This window comes from Rheinheimera sp. A13L, assembly GCF_000217935.1.
Taxonomy (GTDB): domain Bacteria; phylum Pseudomonadota; class Gammaproteobacteria; order Enterobacterales; family Alteromonadaceae; genus Pararheinheimera.
Window position 1 is genome coordinate 53,292 of the sequence record NZ_AFHI01000013.1, and the last position, 16,126, is coordinate 69,417.

Genomic DNA, 16,126 nt, shown 5'->3' on the forward strand with positions numbered 1-16,126 from the left:
ATGAAATCTTATGTTCTGGCCAGCGTGCTGGTTATTTTTAGTGGTTCAGCGTTAGCTGATACCGTATTTAATTACGATGGCTTTTATGCCCGGATGAAAAAAAGCGAAAAGGTGGAGTTCAGTGATATTACACTGGCTTTTATGCTGCAAAAAGCAGGAACCAATGAAGCTTGTGTGGTAGATAAAGCGCTGATTACTACAGATATTTCAGAAGCACCTTTAACTATCGCCAACAATGGTGAGCTGATTTTACCTTACGATGATTTACTGAATCGCCGTAAAGCTTTAATTATATTGAAGCAACCAGAAGGTGCCGAGTCCTGCGATCTGAACTTTAAGCTGCGAAGCAAAATGCCGGTGCCACAACAGGTGACAGTTGCGCAACTGCGTAAGTTACAACGCCAGTTCGACGAGCTTTTGGATTCATTGGCTGGTCTTGGTAAATACTGGTTACCAGATGTCACCGGTTTAACCCTGCATTTTGCGACCGAAGTCATGGCGCAAAGTACAGATGCAACGGTTCAGCAGCAACTGCTGTGTGAACAAAGTCGTTGTCGCATTCAATTACCAGCCAGTTTGGCTGACAATGCAAGAGTAGAGTTTTCTAAAGTGCCGGATCACGCCACGCCTTTATTACAGCAACCTTAAATCAGATGCCGGAGCTGGTACTTTATCTGCTGACCCACAGCAGGGAGATGCATAAAACGACCAATACCGGTGCTTTGGTGATCCAGGCTTTAACTGCTTCTGCGAAGGTAAGGGTTGAATTAATCGAGTGGCAGCGCAAAGGGCCCAATGCGCTGCTGCTGGACTTATCAGCGCAGCAACAACTTGGCTTAGTTTATCCATTATCGCCGGATCTGATGCAGCCTGAAGCGCCTGTGGCCTGTTATGTGCTGCAACAAGGTCAGTATCATGCCGTAAATACAGCAGGGCTTGAACGTCTTACCTTGCGTCGCTCTGAAGCTGTAAAACATTGGCTGTTGCTGGACGCAACCTGGCAGGAAGCTGCCAAAATGCTCAGGCAAAGCCCTTATCTGCACTCTTGTTATCGCCTTGGTATCAGGCCGGATACGCCTTCTGCCTACAGACTCAGACGCAATCAAAAAGAAGGGGCTTTATGCACTGCTGAAGTGGTGATGGAGTTGTTGCTACAAAGCGGTTACCCGACTGAAAAAGAGCAGCTGATGCTGCTCTTTGATGAATTTAATAAGCGCTGTTGAATTGTGGCTTGATCGGATTGGAATTTTAGACGGGCGGGGCAAGCCCAGCCCCTACGTCAGCTCTACAAATTGCACTGCAGCAGCTGGTTCGTCTTCATCCTGGATTAAACCTACAGGTACTTTGGGTACATCAGGTTTATCAAAGGCCATATCACCTTCTGCAGGCAAAGGGCTGTCCTTGCTGATGCCGGCAAAATCAAACAGATTTTTGTCTATCATATGAGAAGGCACAATGTTCTGCATGGCCTGGAACATGGTTTCGATACGGCCAGGGAAACGTTTGTCCCAGTCCTGCAGCATTTCTTTAACCACCTGACGCTGTAAACCATCCTGCGAGCCACATAAGTTACAAGGAATGATCGGAAACTGACGGGCAATGGAGTATTTTTCGATGTCTTTTTCGCGGCAATAGGCCAAAGGACGAATGACGATATGCTCGTCGTTGTCACTGATAAGCTTAGCTGGCATCGACTTCATTTTTCCGCCGTAGAACATATTCAGAAACATAGTTTCAATCATGTCGTCGCGGTGATGGCCTAATGCAATTTTAGTAGCGCCTAGCTCTTTGGCTGTACGGTATAAAATGCCACGACGTAGGCGGGAACATAAAGAACAGGTGGTTTTTCCTTCCGGAATTTTGTCTTTCACTATGGAGTAGGTGTCTTCAGTTACTATCTGAAAATCAACGCCAATACGGCTTAAATAATTGGGTAATACATCAGCAGGAAAGCCAGGTTGTTTCTGATCCAGATTCACTGCCACTATAGAAAAATGGATAGGGGCAGATTGTTGCAGATTCAGCAGTATGTCCAGCAGAGTGTAGCTGTCTTTGCCGCCGGACAAACACACCATCACTTTGTCGCCTTCTTCAATCATATTAAAGTCGGCAATAGCCTGACCTACGCCACGGCGCAGGCGTTTGTGTAATTTGTTCAGGTTATATTGTGCTTTGGCTTCGGCTGCATGTGACATAAAACAACGACCCTAAATAAAAATGGCGCGTAGTATAACGAACTAAGCGCCAGCTTTATAGCCTTGGGTATGACTCTGATGAACTTAATGTTTGGCCAGTGGGCAAACAAAACCAGCAGGTTTGACTGCCAGTACATCGCAATCGAGCCTGTCTATCACATGTTCAGCTGTATTGCCGATAATGGCTGCAGATAATCCGGTGCGGCCTATAGTACCAATCACCACCATTTCAGCATCCAATTGCTGCGCCATTTTTGGGATCACATCTTCTGGCATACCTTCAAGCACATGAGTTTGAATGGTGGGCAGTTCAAATTCCAGTGCTAGTTTTTGCACTGACTCCAGATGATGGGTTTTCATGGTCTGATTGTATTCCTGTGGATTAAATTCAGGAATTTCAATGGCGATGTTCACCGGAGTGCCAGGGAAGGCGTTTACCAACTGAACTTTGCTATTGAGCAAAGCGGCCAGTTGTTTTGATTGATGAATAATACGTTGATTCAGTGAGCTGTGATGGCTTTGCTCACTGCCGGCATTCACTGCTGCCACTATATTGCCATGCTCTGGCCAGTCATGATCTTTCACCAGTAATACAGGGCAAGGGCATTTACGCAAAATATGCCAGTCGGTTGGGGTAAATATCATAGATTTCAGCACATCGTGATCATGAGTGCCTTTAATCACCAGGTCGTACTCTTTTTCTAAAACCGCCTGCACTATGGCTTCAAAAGGCCTGTTGTGCCACACCACCTGAATATCAATCTTTAGGCCTTGTTCCTGATACTCGGCTACCAGTTCACTGATCCAGAGTTCGCGGTCATTGATCACGGCCTGACGCATGGACTCGCGTTCTTCACCGGACAACATGGTGGTCATTTCGTAAGAAAAATCGTAAATGGATAAAAAGGCCGTCAGTTGGCAGTCTTGCAGTTTGGCCAGTTCAACGGCCCGATTCAGCGCTTTTTGTTCCAGCACTGAAGGGTCCAGCACTACCAATACTTTTGGATATAAGGTCATATCTTGCTCCTGCTAAGCTAAGGCTTACCCTGTAAGTGTAGCCAAGGTAGCGAAGGTAGGCTGATAATTCCTTGTGCCAGATCAATGATTTGTATGATCAGCGTGCGATAGCGGAGCCACCAGCCAGTTTGCTTAAAGCATCCGGATCCCTGATGCTAATCAGTTTTCCATCCACCTGTATTAAATCGTCCTTATGGAATCGACCTAATAAACGACTAATAGTTTCAACAGTCAGACCTAAATAATTGCCTATTTCGCCACGGGTCATACTTAAACGAAACTCTTTTTTCGAAAAACCTCTGTTGGCAAAACGTTGAGCCAGATTGGTTAGAAATGCGGCCAGCTTTTCTTCGGCGTTTTTCCGGTTCAGCAATAACAACATTTGTTGATCACCGCTGATATCCTGACTCATCAGCCGCATCATTTGCTGACGCAGCTTCGGCAACTGGCCCATCAGATGGTCCATCTGACTATAAGGGATTTCACAGACCATAGCGGTTTCGAGCGCCTGAGCAAAGCTGGGATGTTGCTGTTCGCCTATGGCATCAAAACCAATCACATCGCCAGGCAAGTGAAAGCCGGTAATTTGTTCTTCGCCTGATTCGGTCAAAGTAAAAGTTTTAAAAGAGCCGCTGCGTACTGCATACAGAGAATGCAAAGCAGTGCCTGCTTCAATCAAAAAGTCGCCTTTGTGTAAAGGCTTTTTTCGTTCGATAATATCATCCAGAGTGTCCAGTTCAGCATTATTCAGGCTGAAGGGCAGACATAACTGACTAAAACCGCAATGTTGGCAACTTAAATTTGAACCGGACATACATATTCCTTTATAGCAACTTTCCCAGCTTAGAAAAGTCGTGGAGCTAATGCAATAGCTATAGTGTACAACGCATAAAACGCCAGTAGACAAGCGGCACTGGCTCTGATCAGTGTATTGTTTTTAAACTGGCTCAACTGACGGGCGAAACTACCCACCGCCAGCATAGCGGGTAAAGTTCCCAGACCAAAAGCCAGCATCAGCAAAGCCCCCTGAACAGCGCTGCCACTGGCCAGACTCCAGCCTAAACTGCTGTAAACCAGACCACAAGGTAAAAAACCCCAACATAGACCATAAGCTAAGGCTTTGGAACTGCTATCTAGCGGCAACAGGGTTTTAGCCACAGGCTGAACTTTACGCCACAAGGCCGAGCCAAACTTTTCCAGCACAGTCAAAGCAAACCATAAACGAGCCACATAAAATGCCATCAGCAGCAACAGTAAACCGGCAAGCAGTTTTAGCCAGAATAAACTAATACCCAGTTTGACCAACACGGCTGCGCCAAAAGCCCCTGTCAGTGCGCCCAAAAGGCTATAGGTGGTTAAACGACCGATGCTGAGCATCAGTTGCAGTTTCATCTGCTGCATCAGGCTCAGTCCAGGCATGGAGAGCTGCAATGCACTGGCTATACCGCCACACATCACCAGGCAATGACTGCTGCCTAAAAAACCTATGCTCAAAGCGGCAAAAAGGTTTACCGCAAGTTCGGCGTTCATTGTGGAGGTTGTTTGTCCTTATCGGTTTGGGCGCTGTTTTGTTTTTTTTCTTCAAACAAAATGCTCATGCCTTCTTTGTTTAAATCATCAAACTGGCGGCTACGTACCGCCCAAAAAAAGATGCCAAGGCCTATGCAGACAAAGAGTATGGCGATAGGGATCAGTACATAAATAATACTCATGGTTTGAGTAACCTCAGTGAGTTAGATACCACTAAAATAGAACTGAATGACATGCCAATCACGGCTATATAAGGTGATACAAAACCTGCGACAGCTAAAGGAATAATCACCAGATTGTAACCCACAGCCCACCACAGGTTTTGTTTCACAATACGCTGCGCGAGCACGGCCCCTTCAATTAATTGCTGCACTAAGTGTAAATCATTATGCAGCAAGACCACATCGGCCTGATTTTTTGATAAATCTGTGCCTGAATCTAATGCCACAGAAACATGGGCGGCATGAAAACAAGGGCTGTCGTTAATACCGTCGCCCAGCATCAGCACTTTATCACCTTGAGCGACCGCCTGCTGAATATGTTCTACTTTTTGCTCCGGGCTGCAGCCCTTAAATACCTGATCAAACTGCAATTGGTGTTGCACTTCTTCCACTTGAGCAGAAGAGTCACCTGTGAGCATGGACAAAGTTAAACCACGCTGTTTTAAGGCACTGATAAGGGCTGGTACTTCGGGGCGAAGCGCATCCGAAAGTTCCACCGATAACACCAACTGAGTATTGATGGTGCAGCAGACGGCAGCAGCTGTCTGGTCCTGAACAGCACAAAAAGCCGCGCTGCCGACCTTCACGTCCACAGAAGATCCATCATCTTGTCGCCACAAGGCTGATAAACCAGAGCCGACATGCACCTGGACCTGTTCAACTTTGATCTCTGTGCTCAGATAAGAGCTAAAGGCCCGGGCTATAGGGTGCTCGGAGTAAGTTTCAATACGGGCAATCAGTGCTAACAACCTGGCTTCTTCATAGGCGGATTGATGCAGTTCAGAGCGTAAAATACTAAAACGGCCCTGGGTCAGACTACCTGTTTTATCAAGAAATACCGAAGTCAACTGCGGCAAAATTTCCAGCACTTGCTGGTTTTTTATTAAAATGCCTTTGCGGTTTAAGCGAGCCAAAGCGCAGGTAATAGCTGTAGGGGTGGCCAAAGTTAAAGCGCAAGGGCAGGTGGCCACCAGCACAGACAAGGTAACCCAAAATGCTCTTTCCTGATCCAGCCAGAAATACCAGGCTAAAAAAGTACCCAAAGCGATAATCAATAAACGCTGAATAAAAAAGCGCGCAAGTTGGGTAGTTTTTTCAACGATTTGTGGTTTTTGATTCAGAGTCTGTTGTTGCAGATTAATGATTTGGCCTAAGCGGGACGAGGCTAAAGCCTGATGCACTGTCACTTTAAGCACGCCGTCATGATTAATGCTGCCGGCCATCACAGTGTCGCCACTAGCCTTGCTGACCGCCTTGTATTCACCTGTGAGCATGGACTCGTCCACCGAACTTTCGCCCGACAACACAACACCGTCAGCGGCAATGGTTTCACCGGCCTGAACTAAAATAACCTGTCCTGCCTCCAAACGACGGGCTGAGGTTGGGATCAGTTCATCGCCTTGCACCAGCCGGGCAGAAACCGGCATGATTTTTAACAGGTTGCCTGTCGCAGCACGCGCCTGAGCTCTGGCGCGGAATTCAAAAAATTTACCGAGCTGCAGCAAAAACACAAACATACAAACAGATTCAAAATAAACTTCACCTATGCCAAATAAGGTCGCGTAAGCAGAAGCGATAAAGGTATAAAACACGGCCAGCGTCACTGGCACATCCATATTCAGCTCGCGGCCTTTGATTGCCCGCCAGGCACTTAACGTAAAAGGTTTTGCGCTGTAGAACACCACAGGGGTGGTTAATAGCAGGCTGATCCAGCGCAAATACCCCTCAAACTGGGGTTCTATGCCGGTGTATTCGCCAAAATACAGGCCAAAGGCCAGCATCATTACTTGCATACTCATAATGCCGGACACAGCCAGACGTTTTAAAAACCGGCGTAATTCGGCTTGCTGAACAGCTTCTTCCTGATCCGCCATAAAAGGTGCGGCCTGATAGCCTAACTGGCTAATGCTGGTAAGAATATCGCTGAGTTTAAGCTGTTTCACATCCCAACTGACTGAACAGCGGGCTGTGCTGGAGTTGACGCTGACGCTGTAGACAGCAGGATCCTTTTTCAGTTGCTTTTCAATCAGCCAGGCACAGGCTGCACAGCTGATACCGCTGATGGATAACTCAATTTGCGTCTGGTCATTTTTATTTTGAGTCAGATCAGCAAGCACTTCGGCGCTGTCGTAACTGACGAGTTGCAGCTGATCCGGCACTAGCTGAGCTTTACTGGCAGGGGCGGTTCGGAATTTATAATAATCACCCAGCCCCTGATCGATAATAGTTTCAGCCACGGCCAGACAACCAGGACAGCAGAACAGCCTCTGTTCTTGCTCTATATCGAGACTAAAATCTGAACCTTTGGGAATAACTTCATTGCAGTGAAAACAACCTGAATACGACACTGTTAATATCCCAGTTTAAATTCACCCAATTGAGGCAGCATAGTTGTGGCTCTAAGCTTCCAGTCTTTGTGCTCGTCCGACACCACCAGATTCCATTTTCCTTCTAACAGGCTGGGCAGGGTGGCTACATACAGGTTTTCGCCGCTACGTTGTGCCGTGATGACAAAGTCATTAGCCGCTATGGTATTGTGAAAAAATTCCAGTGTCAGATGCTCACCTAGGGTTTTATTTTGTTCAAACCTCACTATCACCTGATTGGCGGCAATCAACGTGCTGGCATGTAGGTTTCGTAATTCGGCTTCACGGTATTTCGCCAAATTCATATTAATGGCACGGCCTTCTTTGTAGTAGTCGTCTACCACTAAATCCGGGTTACTTTGCTGCATGATATAGATGGTATGGCCGCCTTTAATAAAGGATACGATGGGGAATGCCAGTAATAGCCAGGGCCAGAACTGTTTGTACCAGGGTTTTGTATCATGCAACATCAGGTCTTCCTCTTTCAGATAGCAATAAGCCCCACAAGGCGGGGCTTATTTTACAGTTGAGCAACAGAATAAACTACTTGCTGCTCTCTTCAGGACGAGATAAACGATAAACGTACGCGGAGATAATATGGATTTTTTCTTCCCCTAAAATCTCTTTAAACGCTGGCATTACGCCGTTTCGGCCTTTGACCAGACTTTCTTCAACTGCGCCAACTGAACCACCGTATAACCAGATATTGTCCGTCAGGTTTGGAGCGCCAAACGGCAGGTTATGGGCTAAGCTGCCTTTACCATCTGCTCCGTGACAAGCCGCACACATGCCAAACTTTGTTTTTCCAGCAGCTGCGTCTTTATCATTTACTTTACGACCTGACAGGCTTAATACATAGGCCGTCATTTCTTTGATGCCTTGTTCACCTAACGCATCACCCCAACCTGGCATAGCGGCTTTACGACCGTATAGCAGAGTTTCTTTGATTTTGTCCGGTGTACCACCGTACAGCCAATCATCGTCAGTCAGATTAGGGTAACCACGTTGACCACGGGCATCTGAACCATGACATTGAGCACAGTTTTGCAGGAACAAGCGCTGGCCAATTTTTAAGGCTTCCGGATCATAAGCCAAATCCATAATGTCGCGGTTAGTGTATTTGGCAAACTCTTTGGCGTAGGTTTCGTTGGCAGCCGCATACTCGCGGTCCAGCTGTACGTTTTTACCTTCCAGTCTGTTTTGCTCAACAGCGGCTTTGGATTCAGCCAGGTTTTTAATGCCCTGATTTGAACTGGTCCAGTCTAAAAAGCCTTTGTAGTTACCAAGTCCAGGGTAGGCCGCAAAGTAATACACCGACCAAATTAAGGTGGCGTAAAACATATAAGTCCACCATTTAGGCAACGGGTTGTTGATCTCCTCAATACCATCGAAATCGTGGCCTGTGGATTCGCCTTCTTTCACACCAACGTGGTTTTTTAAGTTCCAGGTCAGAATGACGGCGCAAAATACGATACACGCTATTGTTAAGATAATGATCCAATAGCTCCAAAAGCTACTCATGATCCGACTCCTGTTTCTGTTGTTGTTTTGGTTTCTGGTCGTCTGCAAAAGGCAAATTTGCCTGTTCATCGAAGTCTGGCTTGCGTTTTAACACAAAAAGCCAGACGACAAGACCAATAAAACCTACAAACACTAACACGGTGAAAATACTGTGTAGGGTTGCCATATCCATAATAGTTACTTCAATGCCGTGCCAAGGGACTGCAGATATGCAATTAACGCCTGCATCTCTGTTTTGCCCTTGACTGAGTCAGTTGCTGCTGCAATTTCTTCGGCTGAATACATCACACCATCTTCATCGTCTGCATGCATTTTGCCTTTGGTTAACTTGTTAAAGATTTCCATCTTCTTCGGAGTTAACTCACCATCCAACTGATTTTCGTCCAGCCACGGGTAACCTGGCATGTTGGACTGAGGCACAACAGAACGAGGGTCCATTAAATGAGCATGGTGCCAGTCGTCACTGTAACGACCACCCACACGTGCTAAATCAGGACCAGTACGTTTGGAACCCCACAGAAACGGATGCTCCCATACGCTTTCACCAGCCACAGAATAATGACCGTAACGTTCCACTTCATGGCGGAAAGGGCGGATCATCTGGCTGTGACAGTTGGTGCACCCTTCACGAATGAAAATGTCCCGACCTTCCAACTGAAGTGCAGTGTAAGGTTTTAAACCGTCCACAGGTTCGGTGGTTTCTTTTAAAAACAGCAAAGGAGTGATTTCAACCAGGGTACCAAAACTGATGGCAACCACAGTGCCTATGGCTAACCAGCCAGCGCTTTTCTCGAATATTTCATGATAGTTCTTAGACACAATAAGCTCCTTACGCTGCTTCAGCTACTGGTTCCAGAGCGCCATCTTTTGCTCTGATAGTTTTCACAACGTTATAGGCCATAATCAGCATACCGACGACGACAAAACAACCACCAATAAAGCGCATCAGGTAGAACGGATAGGATGCTTCTAAGCTTTGTACAAAGCTGTAGGTCAAAGTACCGTCAGTGTTCACTGCACGCCACATCATGCCTTGCATAATACCGCTGATCCACATAGCGACTATGTACAGAACCACGCCAATAGTATGTAACCAGAAGTGGGTGTTAATCAGCTTAATGCTGTACATCCGGCCCTGATTAAAGACAGCAGGGATCAGGTGATACATAGCACCAATAGATATCATCGCAACCCAGCCTAAGGCACCTGAGTGAACGTGACCTATAGTCCAGTCTGTGTAATGCGACAGCGCGTTTACAGACTTGATGGCCATCATTGGACCTTCGAAGGTCGACATGCCGTAGAAAGATAAGGACACAATAAGGAAACGTAAGATAGGGTCTGTTTTCAGCTTATGCCAGGCGCCAGACAGTGTCATGATACCGTTGATCATGCCACCCCAGCTTGGAACAAACAGAATGACCGACATCACCATACCTACAGACTGAGTCCAGTCTGGCAGGGCAGTGTAGTGCAAGTGGTGAGAACCAGCCCAGATATATAAAGCGATCAGAGCCCAGAAGTGAACCACAGATAAACGGTAGGAATAGACTGGACGGCCTGCTTGTTTTGGTACGAAGTAATACATCATACCCAGGAAACCTGCTGTTAATAAGAAACCTACAGCGTTATGACCATACCACCACTGAACCATTGCATCCACAGCACCTGCATAGACAGAGTAGGATTTAAACAGTGACACAGGGATCACCATGCTGTTGACTATATGCAGTGCAGCAACAGTGATAATAAAACCACCATAGAACCAGTTGGCTACGTAAATGTGACTGGTGTTTCGTTTGACTAAAGTGCCAAAAAACACGATAGCGTAAGAAACCCAAACCAGAGTGATCAGAATATCAATAGGCCATTCCAGCTCGGCATATTCTTTGCTCTGACTAATGCCCAAAGGCAAAGTGATAGCTGCAGCGATAATGACAACCTGCCAACCGACAAAAGTAAACATCGCCAGTTTTTCAGCAAAAAGCCTGACCTGACAAGTCCGCTGTACCACATAATAAGAGGTGGCAAACAGAGCACTGGTACCAAATGCGAAGATTACCGCATTAGTGTGAAGAGGACGAAGACGACTATATGTTAACCATGCCGTGTCAAAATTAAGTGCGGGCCAATAGAGTTGCGCCGCAAGTAATACACCCACCACCATACCGACAATACCCCACAATACTGTGGTGACGGCAAAGAGGCGGACAACGGTATAGTTGTAGTCAACATTTAACGATTTGGTCTGGCTCATGTTGAGTTCCGCTGCAGTTTATTGCTAGTGATTAAAATTTCACCCTAAGGTGACCCTTCTTATTGTTGATTAACAGTGTAGCAGCCTTCGGAGCTTGCAAAGCGACTATACCCTTAACCATTTTGGGGCGAAATAATACGAGTTTTGCCTCTAAAAAGATAGGCAAAACAGCCTGTTTTATGATGTAGAACAATATTGCTGGTCGCAAAATAACCAATTGCAGCAGTGTTTTGCGTTTGATGGCTGCCTGAAGGTACACTGGTTACATATTATCTACGGAAAATGGTCAGATGAGATTAGTGGTACTGGCAGTTTATTTACTTTGCCTGATGGGCTGTTCTGATAAAAGCCCGACTGAAGCTGCTGCTATTTTGCAATTGCATCAGGATGAGCAGGTCAGCGTGAGTTTGAGCCCGGCTGAAGCTCCGGTCGAAGAGTTACTCACCTGGTCTGTGCAATTGTCCGAAGGTTGGCAAGTCAAAGAGGCGAAAGTGGTTGGAGTGTCGATGAGTATGGGCACTATACCTCTGTTGTTTAAAGCTGTGGCAGGGCAACAACAGCAGTACAGCGCAGAAATGGTATTGGGCGCGTGCAGCCAACCGACGATGAAGTGGCAGTTGCAACTGACATTGCTTCATGCAACTCAGGGTGAAAAACTGTTGCTACTGCCTTTTTATTCCAGTTGGCCTAAATAACGGATGTGTTGAACTAAATGCAAGGGCTTGGTGTTGTTGAGATCCAGACGTGCGGTTTCAACACAAACAAAATCCAGATAACCCAAATCCGGTAAGTCTTTTAACGCCGCTGCTTTTTCTGCTCCCGGATTCCATAACACACTGGCATCATGACCCTGCTGACTGATCTGAATACTTGCCTTGCCATCCTTTAGCGTCAGTTGGTCTGATGTATCCAGATAGATCCGATCGACTTCGTGACTGAATCTGAGATCTTCAGTACTCTGGTTAAACTCTTTGCCCGCCTGAACTTTATCCAGATAAAGCCCTGTTAAATCACAAACAACAGCCTGATGTACTGAATCCACCCTAAAATAGCTATGAAGTGCAGCTTGTTGCACCGCCTGATCTGAGTTCAGCGTCAGGCTTAAGTCTGTTTCAGTTAATACCAAGGTTAAACTTAAAGCAGCAGGAGCGTCCTGATAAGCTAAGCCATTGGTCGTGATGCGAAACTCAATACTGACACTGTTGTCTGCAATCGATTTTTGTACCATTTGCCATAGTTCGGTGCGCACTACGCCATGATTAGGTAATTTTTGCTGTTCAGGATTAAGTTCCGCAGCTGCTGGGCCAAACCAGGGCCAACACAGAGGCACACCACCACGAATAGGGCTGTTATTTCGCCACTCTGCTTCAGGGGACAGATAAATCACTTCGGTGCCAGCTTTGGGCTGATAAGAAAGCAGATGAGCGCCATAGCTACTGATCACAGCTTTAGCCTGACCACAGCTTAATACATAACAGGGTAAGTCGTCTAAGTGGGCAAAACCTGATTGTGCAGTAATGCTGTTCATTCGATAGTCTCAAATTCAACGGAAAGAAAAGGCGGCTAAAAAGCCGCCTTTGCGAAACAGATAAAGCTTACTGACTATGTTTCATCAGTTCAACAGTGTTATCCAGCATACGGTTACTGAATCCCCACTCGTTGTCATACCATGCCATTACTTTCACCAAGCGGCCGTTTACACGGGTTTCGCTGGCATCAAAAATAGAGGACATCGGATTGTGGTTAAAGTCGACTGACACTAAAGGTAAGTCATTCACAGCTAACACCTGATTCATCGGGCTTTGTGCTGCAGCCTTACGGATAATGTCATTCACTTCTTCTACCGTGGTGTTGCGACCGGCAATAAAAGATAAATCCACTAATGAAACGTTCAGTGTTGGCACTCGTACCGCTAAACCGTCAAATTTACCTTTCAGCTCTGGTACTACCAAGCCTACAGCTGCTGCTGCGCCAGTCTGAGTTGGGATCATCGACATGGCCGCTGCACGGGCACGACGTACGTCTGTGTGATAGACATCACTTAAACGCTGATCGTTGGTATAAGCGTGAATAGTGGTCATTAAACCTGATTCAATGCCTAAGGCATCGTTTAACGGCTTAGCTATAGGAGATAAACAGTTGGTGGTGCATGAAGCGTTAGAGATAATAGTCATGTCTTTGGTGATGACATCATGATTTACACCATAAACTACAGTAGCATCCACATCTTTGGCCGGAGCAGAGATAATGACTTTTTTAGCGCCAGCTGTTAAATGCGCACCAGCCGTCTGACGATTGGTAAAGAGGCCGGTACATTCCAGTACTACATCAATATTCAGTTCGTCCCAAGGCAGGTTTGCCGGGCTACGCTCGCTTAAGGTCAGAATTTCATCTTTATTTACAAAAATTGCTTTGTCTGAGTGCTCTACGTCAGCAAAAAATATGCCGTGCGCTGTATCGTACTTCAGTAAATGAGCATTAATAGCGGCATCGCCTAAATCGTTAATGGCTACAACTTTGATGTCATAATTTTTCTTTGACTCATATAAAGCGCGTAAAACGTTGCGGCCAATGCGGCCAAAACCATTAATTGCTACACGAATTGTCATAACCTATCCCCAGACTGTAATTTAATTCTGTAATAAAATTACATTTTTTGTCATTCTTTTCAAGTGCAAAAAAGTTATGCATTCGTATTTTCTTAATCCGGGTCTTGAATCTGGAGTAGACTGTGGTAGTTAATTTTCCCTAACCATTTACTTTTCTGAGCAAAAAGCCGGTCGCTGGAGCCTTTATGGACAAACAATTACTTTCTGATCTGATTGCCTTCACAGGCATAGAAACACAATTTACCGACGCATGGGGCAATCAATCAGAAGTCGCAGAGCAAAACTTATTAACCTTATTGGCAGCCCAGGGTTTTGCTGTGGATAATGACGCCCTTGCCCGTGAGCAATTGTTGGAACGCCAACAAGACCATTGGGAGCAATTATTGGATCCGGTTTCGGTGCAAAAATCCGGGCAGGATACACAAATCCAATTGAAGTTGCCTATAGTGCTCGCCAATACCGCTTTAGAGCTGGTATTAATCACTGAGCAGGGCAAAACACATCACTTTAGCGTCACAGCCACAGAAGATGCAGACTTAAATCAGGTGATGGTATTTGATGGTGAAGAATATCAACAATATCAATGGACTTTGCCAGTTCTGCTGGAGCAGGGTTACCACAGTTTAAGCCTGACTATAGGCGAGCTGGAGTTTGTTCAATCACTGATCATTACGCCATCCAGTTGTTTCCAGCCTGCAGAGTTTAAAACGCAAAAGCAGTGGGGGTTGTCCGTCCAATTGTATTGCGTACGTTCAGAGCAAAACTGGGGTGTGGGTGACTTCGCCGATCTGCGTTTTCTGCTTGGGCATTTGGCCAAACAAGGCGCTGACTTTGTTGGCTTAAACCCAATACATGCGCTTTATCCTGCTATGCCGGAATCCGCCAGTCCTTATAGTCCTTCCTCTCGCCGCTGGTTAAATATTATCTATTTAGCTGTGCCGGAAATGGTTGGTTACGAGCATTGCCAGCAAGTAAAACAACTGGTCAGTGCGCCAGGATTTAAACAACAACTCGAAGCGGCCCGTGCCGCAGACTGGGTGGATTACACTGCGGTCACCCGTTTGAAGCTGCCAGTGTTAAAGGCATTGTATCAATGGTTTACTGAGCATCAGGCTGAACATCCTGAACTTGCGCAGGCATTTTCTGTATTTAAACAACAATCTGGTGAAAGTTTATTACAGCTGGCGCTTTACGATGCAATTCATGCCCATTTGATCCAAAAAGATGGCAATGCATGGGGTTGGCCTGTGTGGCCAGAAGCCTGGCAAAGACCTGACAGTGAAGAAGTTCTGGCTTTTGCCAAAGAGCACGCGCATGAACTGGATTTTTATTGTTATCTGCAATTTATTGCCCGTGAACAGCTGGCCAAAGCTCAGGCTTTTGCCAAAGAGCAGGGCATGTTATTGGGCTTGTACCGTGATTTAGCTGTAGGTGTCAGTGAGGCTTCTACTGAAATATGGGGCAACCCGGAGTTGTATTGCCGTGATGCCAGTGTAGGGGCTCCACCTGATATTTTAGGACCTAAAGGCCAAAACTGGGGCTTGCCTCCTATGTTGCCTTACCAGATGTTCCAGCAAGCCTATCGCCCTATGATCGATTTGTTCCGCGCTAATATGCAAAATTCAGGTGCTTTGCGTATTGACCACGTGATGGCTTTATTGCGCTTGTGGTGGGTACCTAAAGGTGCACAAAGTGCAGGAGAAGGCGCTTATATTTATTATCCAATTCAGGATCTGTTGGGTATTCTGGCGCTGGAGTCGCAGCGTCACCAGGTCGTGGTGATAGGGGAAGACTTAGGCACAGTACCGGATGGGATCCGTGAAATTCTGGCTGAATACGGCATGTATTCGTACCGGGTATTTTTCTTTGAAAAAGCAGAAGATGGTGGTTTTGTCTCACCTGCGCATTATCCGGTGCAGGCGATGGCTACTTTGACTACCCATGACATGCCAACCTTAATAGGCTACTGGCATTGTGGCGATTTGAACTTAGGTAAAACAGTAGGCTTGTATCAGGATCATCAGTTACCGGCTTTGTTCCAGTCCCGCCATGAAGACAAGCAAAAGATTTTAGATTCTTTGCATGGTCATCAGATGCTGGATCCGAACTTTAGCCACAGTGTCGATCAGGTGGGAATGAGCACAGAGCTGAGTTATGCCATTCAGCGCCATGTCGCTAAGGGCTCCAGCCAGTTGTTGTGTTTGCAGCTGGAAGACTGGATGGAAATGACAGAGCCTGTAAATATTCCGGGTACCAGTGATGAATACCCGAACTGGCGACGCAAATTGTCCATGACGCTGGAGCAACTGGCAGAACAACAGAACGTCAATCAGTTGCTGCAAGAGCTGACCCGTTTGCGCCGCAGTTAACGGGCTTTTGCAGGGAATAAAAGCCGCAAAAAAGCTTCAGA

General features: G+C 46.3%; 17 protein-coding genes. 4 read left to right on the plus strand and 13 right to left on the minus strand.

All coding sequences use genetic code 11. From position 1 onward, the window contains the following. Together RHEIN_RS09240 and RHEIN_RS09245 are read left to right on the plus strand one after the other, a co-directional pair. On the plus strand, window positions 1-648 hold the full coding sequence (locus tag RHEIN_RS09240; RefSeq protein WP_008898714.1) for a DUF2987 domain-containing protein: 648 nt from the start codon (window positions 1-3) through the stop codon (window positions 646-648). A gap of 5 nt (window positions 649-653) precedes the next feature. Beyond that, entirely contained in the window at window positions 654-1,223 is a 570-nt protein-coding gene (locus RHEIN_RS09245; protein WP_040554870.1) for a DTW domain-containing protein, read from the plus strand. Window positions 1,224-1,274: 51 nt separating this feature from the next. On the opposite strand, the gene ttcA is transcribed toward RHEIN_RS09245, so the two are convergent. The 11 genes from ttcA to ccoN form a co-directional block, all read right to left on the minus strand. Next, window positions 1,275-2,195: a tRNA 2-thiocytidine(32) synthetase TtcA gene (ttcA, locus tag RHEIN_RS09250; protein WP_008898716.1), complete on the minus strand. Its 921-nt coding sequence runs from the start codon at window positions 2,193-2,195 to the stop codon at window positions 1,275-1,277. A gap of 84 nt (window positions 2,196-2,279) precedes the next feature. Further along, window positions 2,280-3,212, minus strand: a complete 933-nt coding sequence (gene uspE / locus RHEIN_RS09255; RefSeq protein WP_008898717.1) for a universal stress protein UspE — start codon at window positions 3,210-3,212, stop codon at window positions 2,280-2,282. 97 nt (window positions 3,213-3,309) lie between these two features. Continuing rightward, window positions 3,310-4,026, minus strand: a complete 717-nt coding sequence (gene fnr / locus RHEIN_RS09260) for a fumarate/nitrate reduction transcriptional regulator Fnr (RefSeq protein WP_008898718.1) — start codon at window positions 4,024-4,026, stop codon at window positions 3,310-3,312. Window positions 4,027-4,055: 29 nt separating this feature from the next. Further along, window positions 4,056-4,742: a sulfite exporter TauE/SafE family protein gene (locus tag RHEIN_RS09265; RefSeq protein ID WP_008898719.1), complete on the minus strand. Its 687-nt coding sequence runs from the start codon at window positions 4,740-4,742 to the stop codon at window positions 4,056-4,058. Then, window positions 4,739-4,924: a cbb3-type cytochrome oxidase assembly protein CcoS gene (ccoS, locus tag RHEIN_RS09270; RefSeq protein WP_008898720.1), complete on the minus strand. Its 186-nt coding sequence runs from the start codon at window positions 4,922-4,924 to the stop codon at window positions 4,739-4,741. The genes RHEIN_RS09265 and ccoS overlap by 4 nt, the downstream gene beginning before the upstream one ends. After that, a complete protein-coding gene (locus RHEIN_RS09275; protein ID WP_008898721.1) occupies window positions 4,921-7,311 on the minus strand; it encodes a heavy metal translocating P-type ATPase in 2,391 nt (796 codons plus the stop codon). Before RHEIN_RS09275 ends, ccoS begins: the two co-directional genes overlap by 4 nt. 2 nt (window positions 7,312-7,313) lie before the next feature. Continuing rightward, window positions 7,314-7,799: a FixH family protein gene (locus tag RHEIN_RS09280; protein ID WP_008898722.1), complete on the minus strand. Its 486-nt coding sequence runs from the start codon at window positions 7,797-7,799 to the stop codon at window positions 7,314-7,316. Between the two features lie 73 nt (window positions 7,800-7,872). Further along, window positions 7,873-8,850 (minus strand): cytochrome-c oxidase, cbb3-type subunit III, encoded by a 978-nt coding sequence (gene ccoP / locus RHEIN_RS09285; protein ID WP_008898723.1) that lies wholly within the window; start codon window positions 8,848-8,850, stop codon window positions 7,873-7,875. Beyond that, window positions 8,843-9,022, minus strand: coding sequence for a CcoQ/FixQ family Cbb3-type cytochrome c oxidase assembly chaperone (locus RHEIN_RS09290; RefSeq protein WP_008898724.1), 180 nt, complete (start codon window positions 9,020-9,022; stop codon window positions 8,843-8,845). The genes ccoP and RHEIN_RS09290 overlap by 8 nt, the downstream gene beginning before the upstream one ends. A gap of 5 nt (window positions 9,023-9,027) precedes the next feature. Further along, entirely contained in the window at window positions 9,028-9,669 is a 642-nt protein-coding gene (ccoO, locus tag RHEIN_RS09295) for a cytochrome-c oxidase, cbb3-type subunit II (protein WP_008898725.1), read from the minus strand. A gap of 10 nt (window positions 9,670-9,679) precedes the next feature. Beyond that, window positions 9,680-11,107, minus strand: a complete 1,428-nt coding sequence (ccoN, locus tag RHEIN_RS09300; RefSeq protein ID WP_008898726.1) for a cytochrome-c oxidase, cbb3-type subunit I — start codon at window positions 11,105-11,107, stop codon at window positions 9,680-9,682. A gap of 290 nt (window positions 11,108-11,397) precedes the next feature. Between ccoN and RHEIN_RS20395 the strand changes: the two genes are divergently transcribed. Next, window positions 11,398-11,802, plus strand: a complete 405-nt coding sequence (locus RHEIN_RS20395; protein ID WP_008898727.1) for a hypothetical protein — start codon at window positions 11,398-11,400, stop codon at window positions 11,800-11,802. Here the strand turns inward: RHEIN_RS20395 and RHEIN_RS09315 are convergent. Further along, the gene (locus RHEIN_RS09315) at window positions 11,781-12,635 is read right to left on the minus strand and encodes a D-hexose-6-phosphate mutarotase (RefSeq protein ID WP_008898728.1); all 855 of its coding nucleotides are present in this window, start codon (window positions 12,633-12,635) and stop codon (window positions 11,781-11,783) included. The genes RHEIN_RS20395 and RHEIN_RS09315 overlap by 22 nt on opposite strands. 67 nt (window positions 12,636-12,702) lie before the next feature. Then, complete coding sequence (gap, locus tag RHEIN_RS09320; RefSeq protein ID WP_008898729.1) at window positions 12,703-13,716, minus strand: type I glyceraldehyde-3-phosphate dehydrogenase; 1,014 nt, start codon at window positions 13,714-13,716, stop codon at window positions 12,703-12,705. A 185-nt stretch (window positions 13,717-13,901) separates the two neighbouring features. On the opposite strand from gap, the gene malQ reads away from it, so the two are divergent. Next, window positions 13,902-16,085 carry a 4-alpha-glucanotransferase gene (gene malQ / locus RHEIN_RS09325; protein WP_008898730.1) on the plus strand — a complete coding sequence of 728 codons (2,184 nt, stop codon included), beginning with the start codon at window positions 13,902-13,904 and terminating at the stop codon, window positions 16,083-16,085. The last annotated feature ends 41 nt before the right edge of the window (window positions 16,086-16,126 follow it).

Bases quoted from the DNA above. Each gene is read 5' to 3' on its own strand.
- RHEIN_RS20395 (WP_008898727.1), top strand. From the start codon at position 11,398: ATGAGATTAGTGGTACTGGCAGTTTATTTACTTTGCCTGATGGGCTGT.
- fnr (WP_008898718.1), bottom strand. From the start codon at position 4,026: ATGTCCGGTTCAAATTTAAGTTGCCAACATTGCGGTTTTAGTCAGTTA.
- RHEIN_RS09265 (WP_008898719.1), bottom strand. From the start codon at position 4,742: ATGAACGCCGAACTTGCGGTAAACCTTTTTGCCGCTTTGAGCATAGGT.
- RHEIN_RS09290 (WP_008898724.1), bottom strand. From the start codon at position 9,022: ATGGATATGGCAACCCTACACAGTATTTTCACCGTGTTAGTGTTTGTA.
- RHEIN_RS09240 (WP_008898714.1), top strand. From the start codon at position 1: ATGAAATCTTATGTTCTGGCCAGCGTGCTGGTTATTTTTAGTGGTTCA.
- RHEIN_RS09315 (WP_008898728.1), bottom strand. From the start codon at position 12,635: ATGAACAGCATTACTGCACAATCAGGTTTTGCCCACTTAGACGACTTA.
- ccoP (WP_008898723.1), bottom strand. From the start codon at position 8,850: ATGAGTAGCTTTTGGAGCTATTGGATCATTATCTTAACAATAGCGTGT.
- malQ (WP_008898730.1), top strand. From the start codon at position 13,902: ATGGACAAACAATTACTTTCTGATCTGATTGCCTTCACAGGCATAGAA.
- RHEIN_RS09280 (WP_008898722.1), bottom strand. From the start codon at position 7,799: ATGTTGCATGATACAAAACCCTGGTACAAACAGTTCTGGCCCTGGCTA.
- uspE (WP_008898717.1), bottom strand. From the start codon at position 3,212: ATGACCTTATATCCAAAAGTATTGGTAGTGCTGGACCCTTCAGTGCTG.
- gap (WP_008898729.1), bottom strand. From the start codon at position 13,716: ATGACAATTCGTGTAGCAATTAATGGTTTTGGCCGCATTGGCCGCAAC.
- ccoS (WP_008898720.1), bottom strand. From the start codon at position 4,924: ATGAGTATTATTTATGTACTGATCCCTATCGCCATACTCTTTGTCTGC.
- ccoN (WP_008898726.1), bottom strand. From the start codon at position 11,107: ATGAGCCAGACCAAATCGTTAAATGTTGACTACAACTATACCGTTGTC.
- RHEIN_RS09245 (WP_040554870.1), top strand. From the start codon at position 654: ATGCCGGAGCTGGTACTTTATCTGCTGACCCACAGCAGGGAGATGCAT.
- ttcA (WP_008898716.1), bottom strand. From the start codon at position 2,195: ATGTCACATGCAGCCGAAGCCAAAGCACAATATAACCTGAACAAATTA.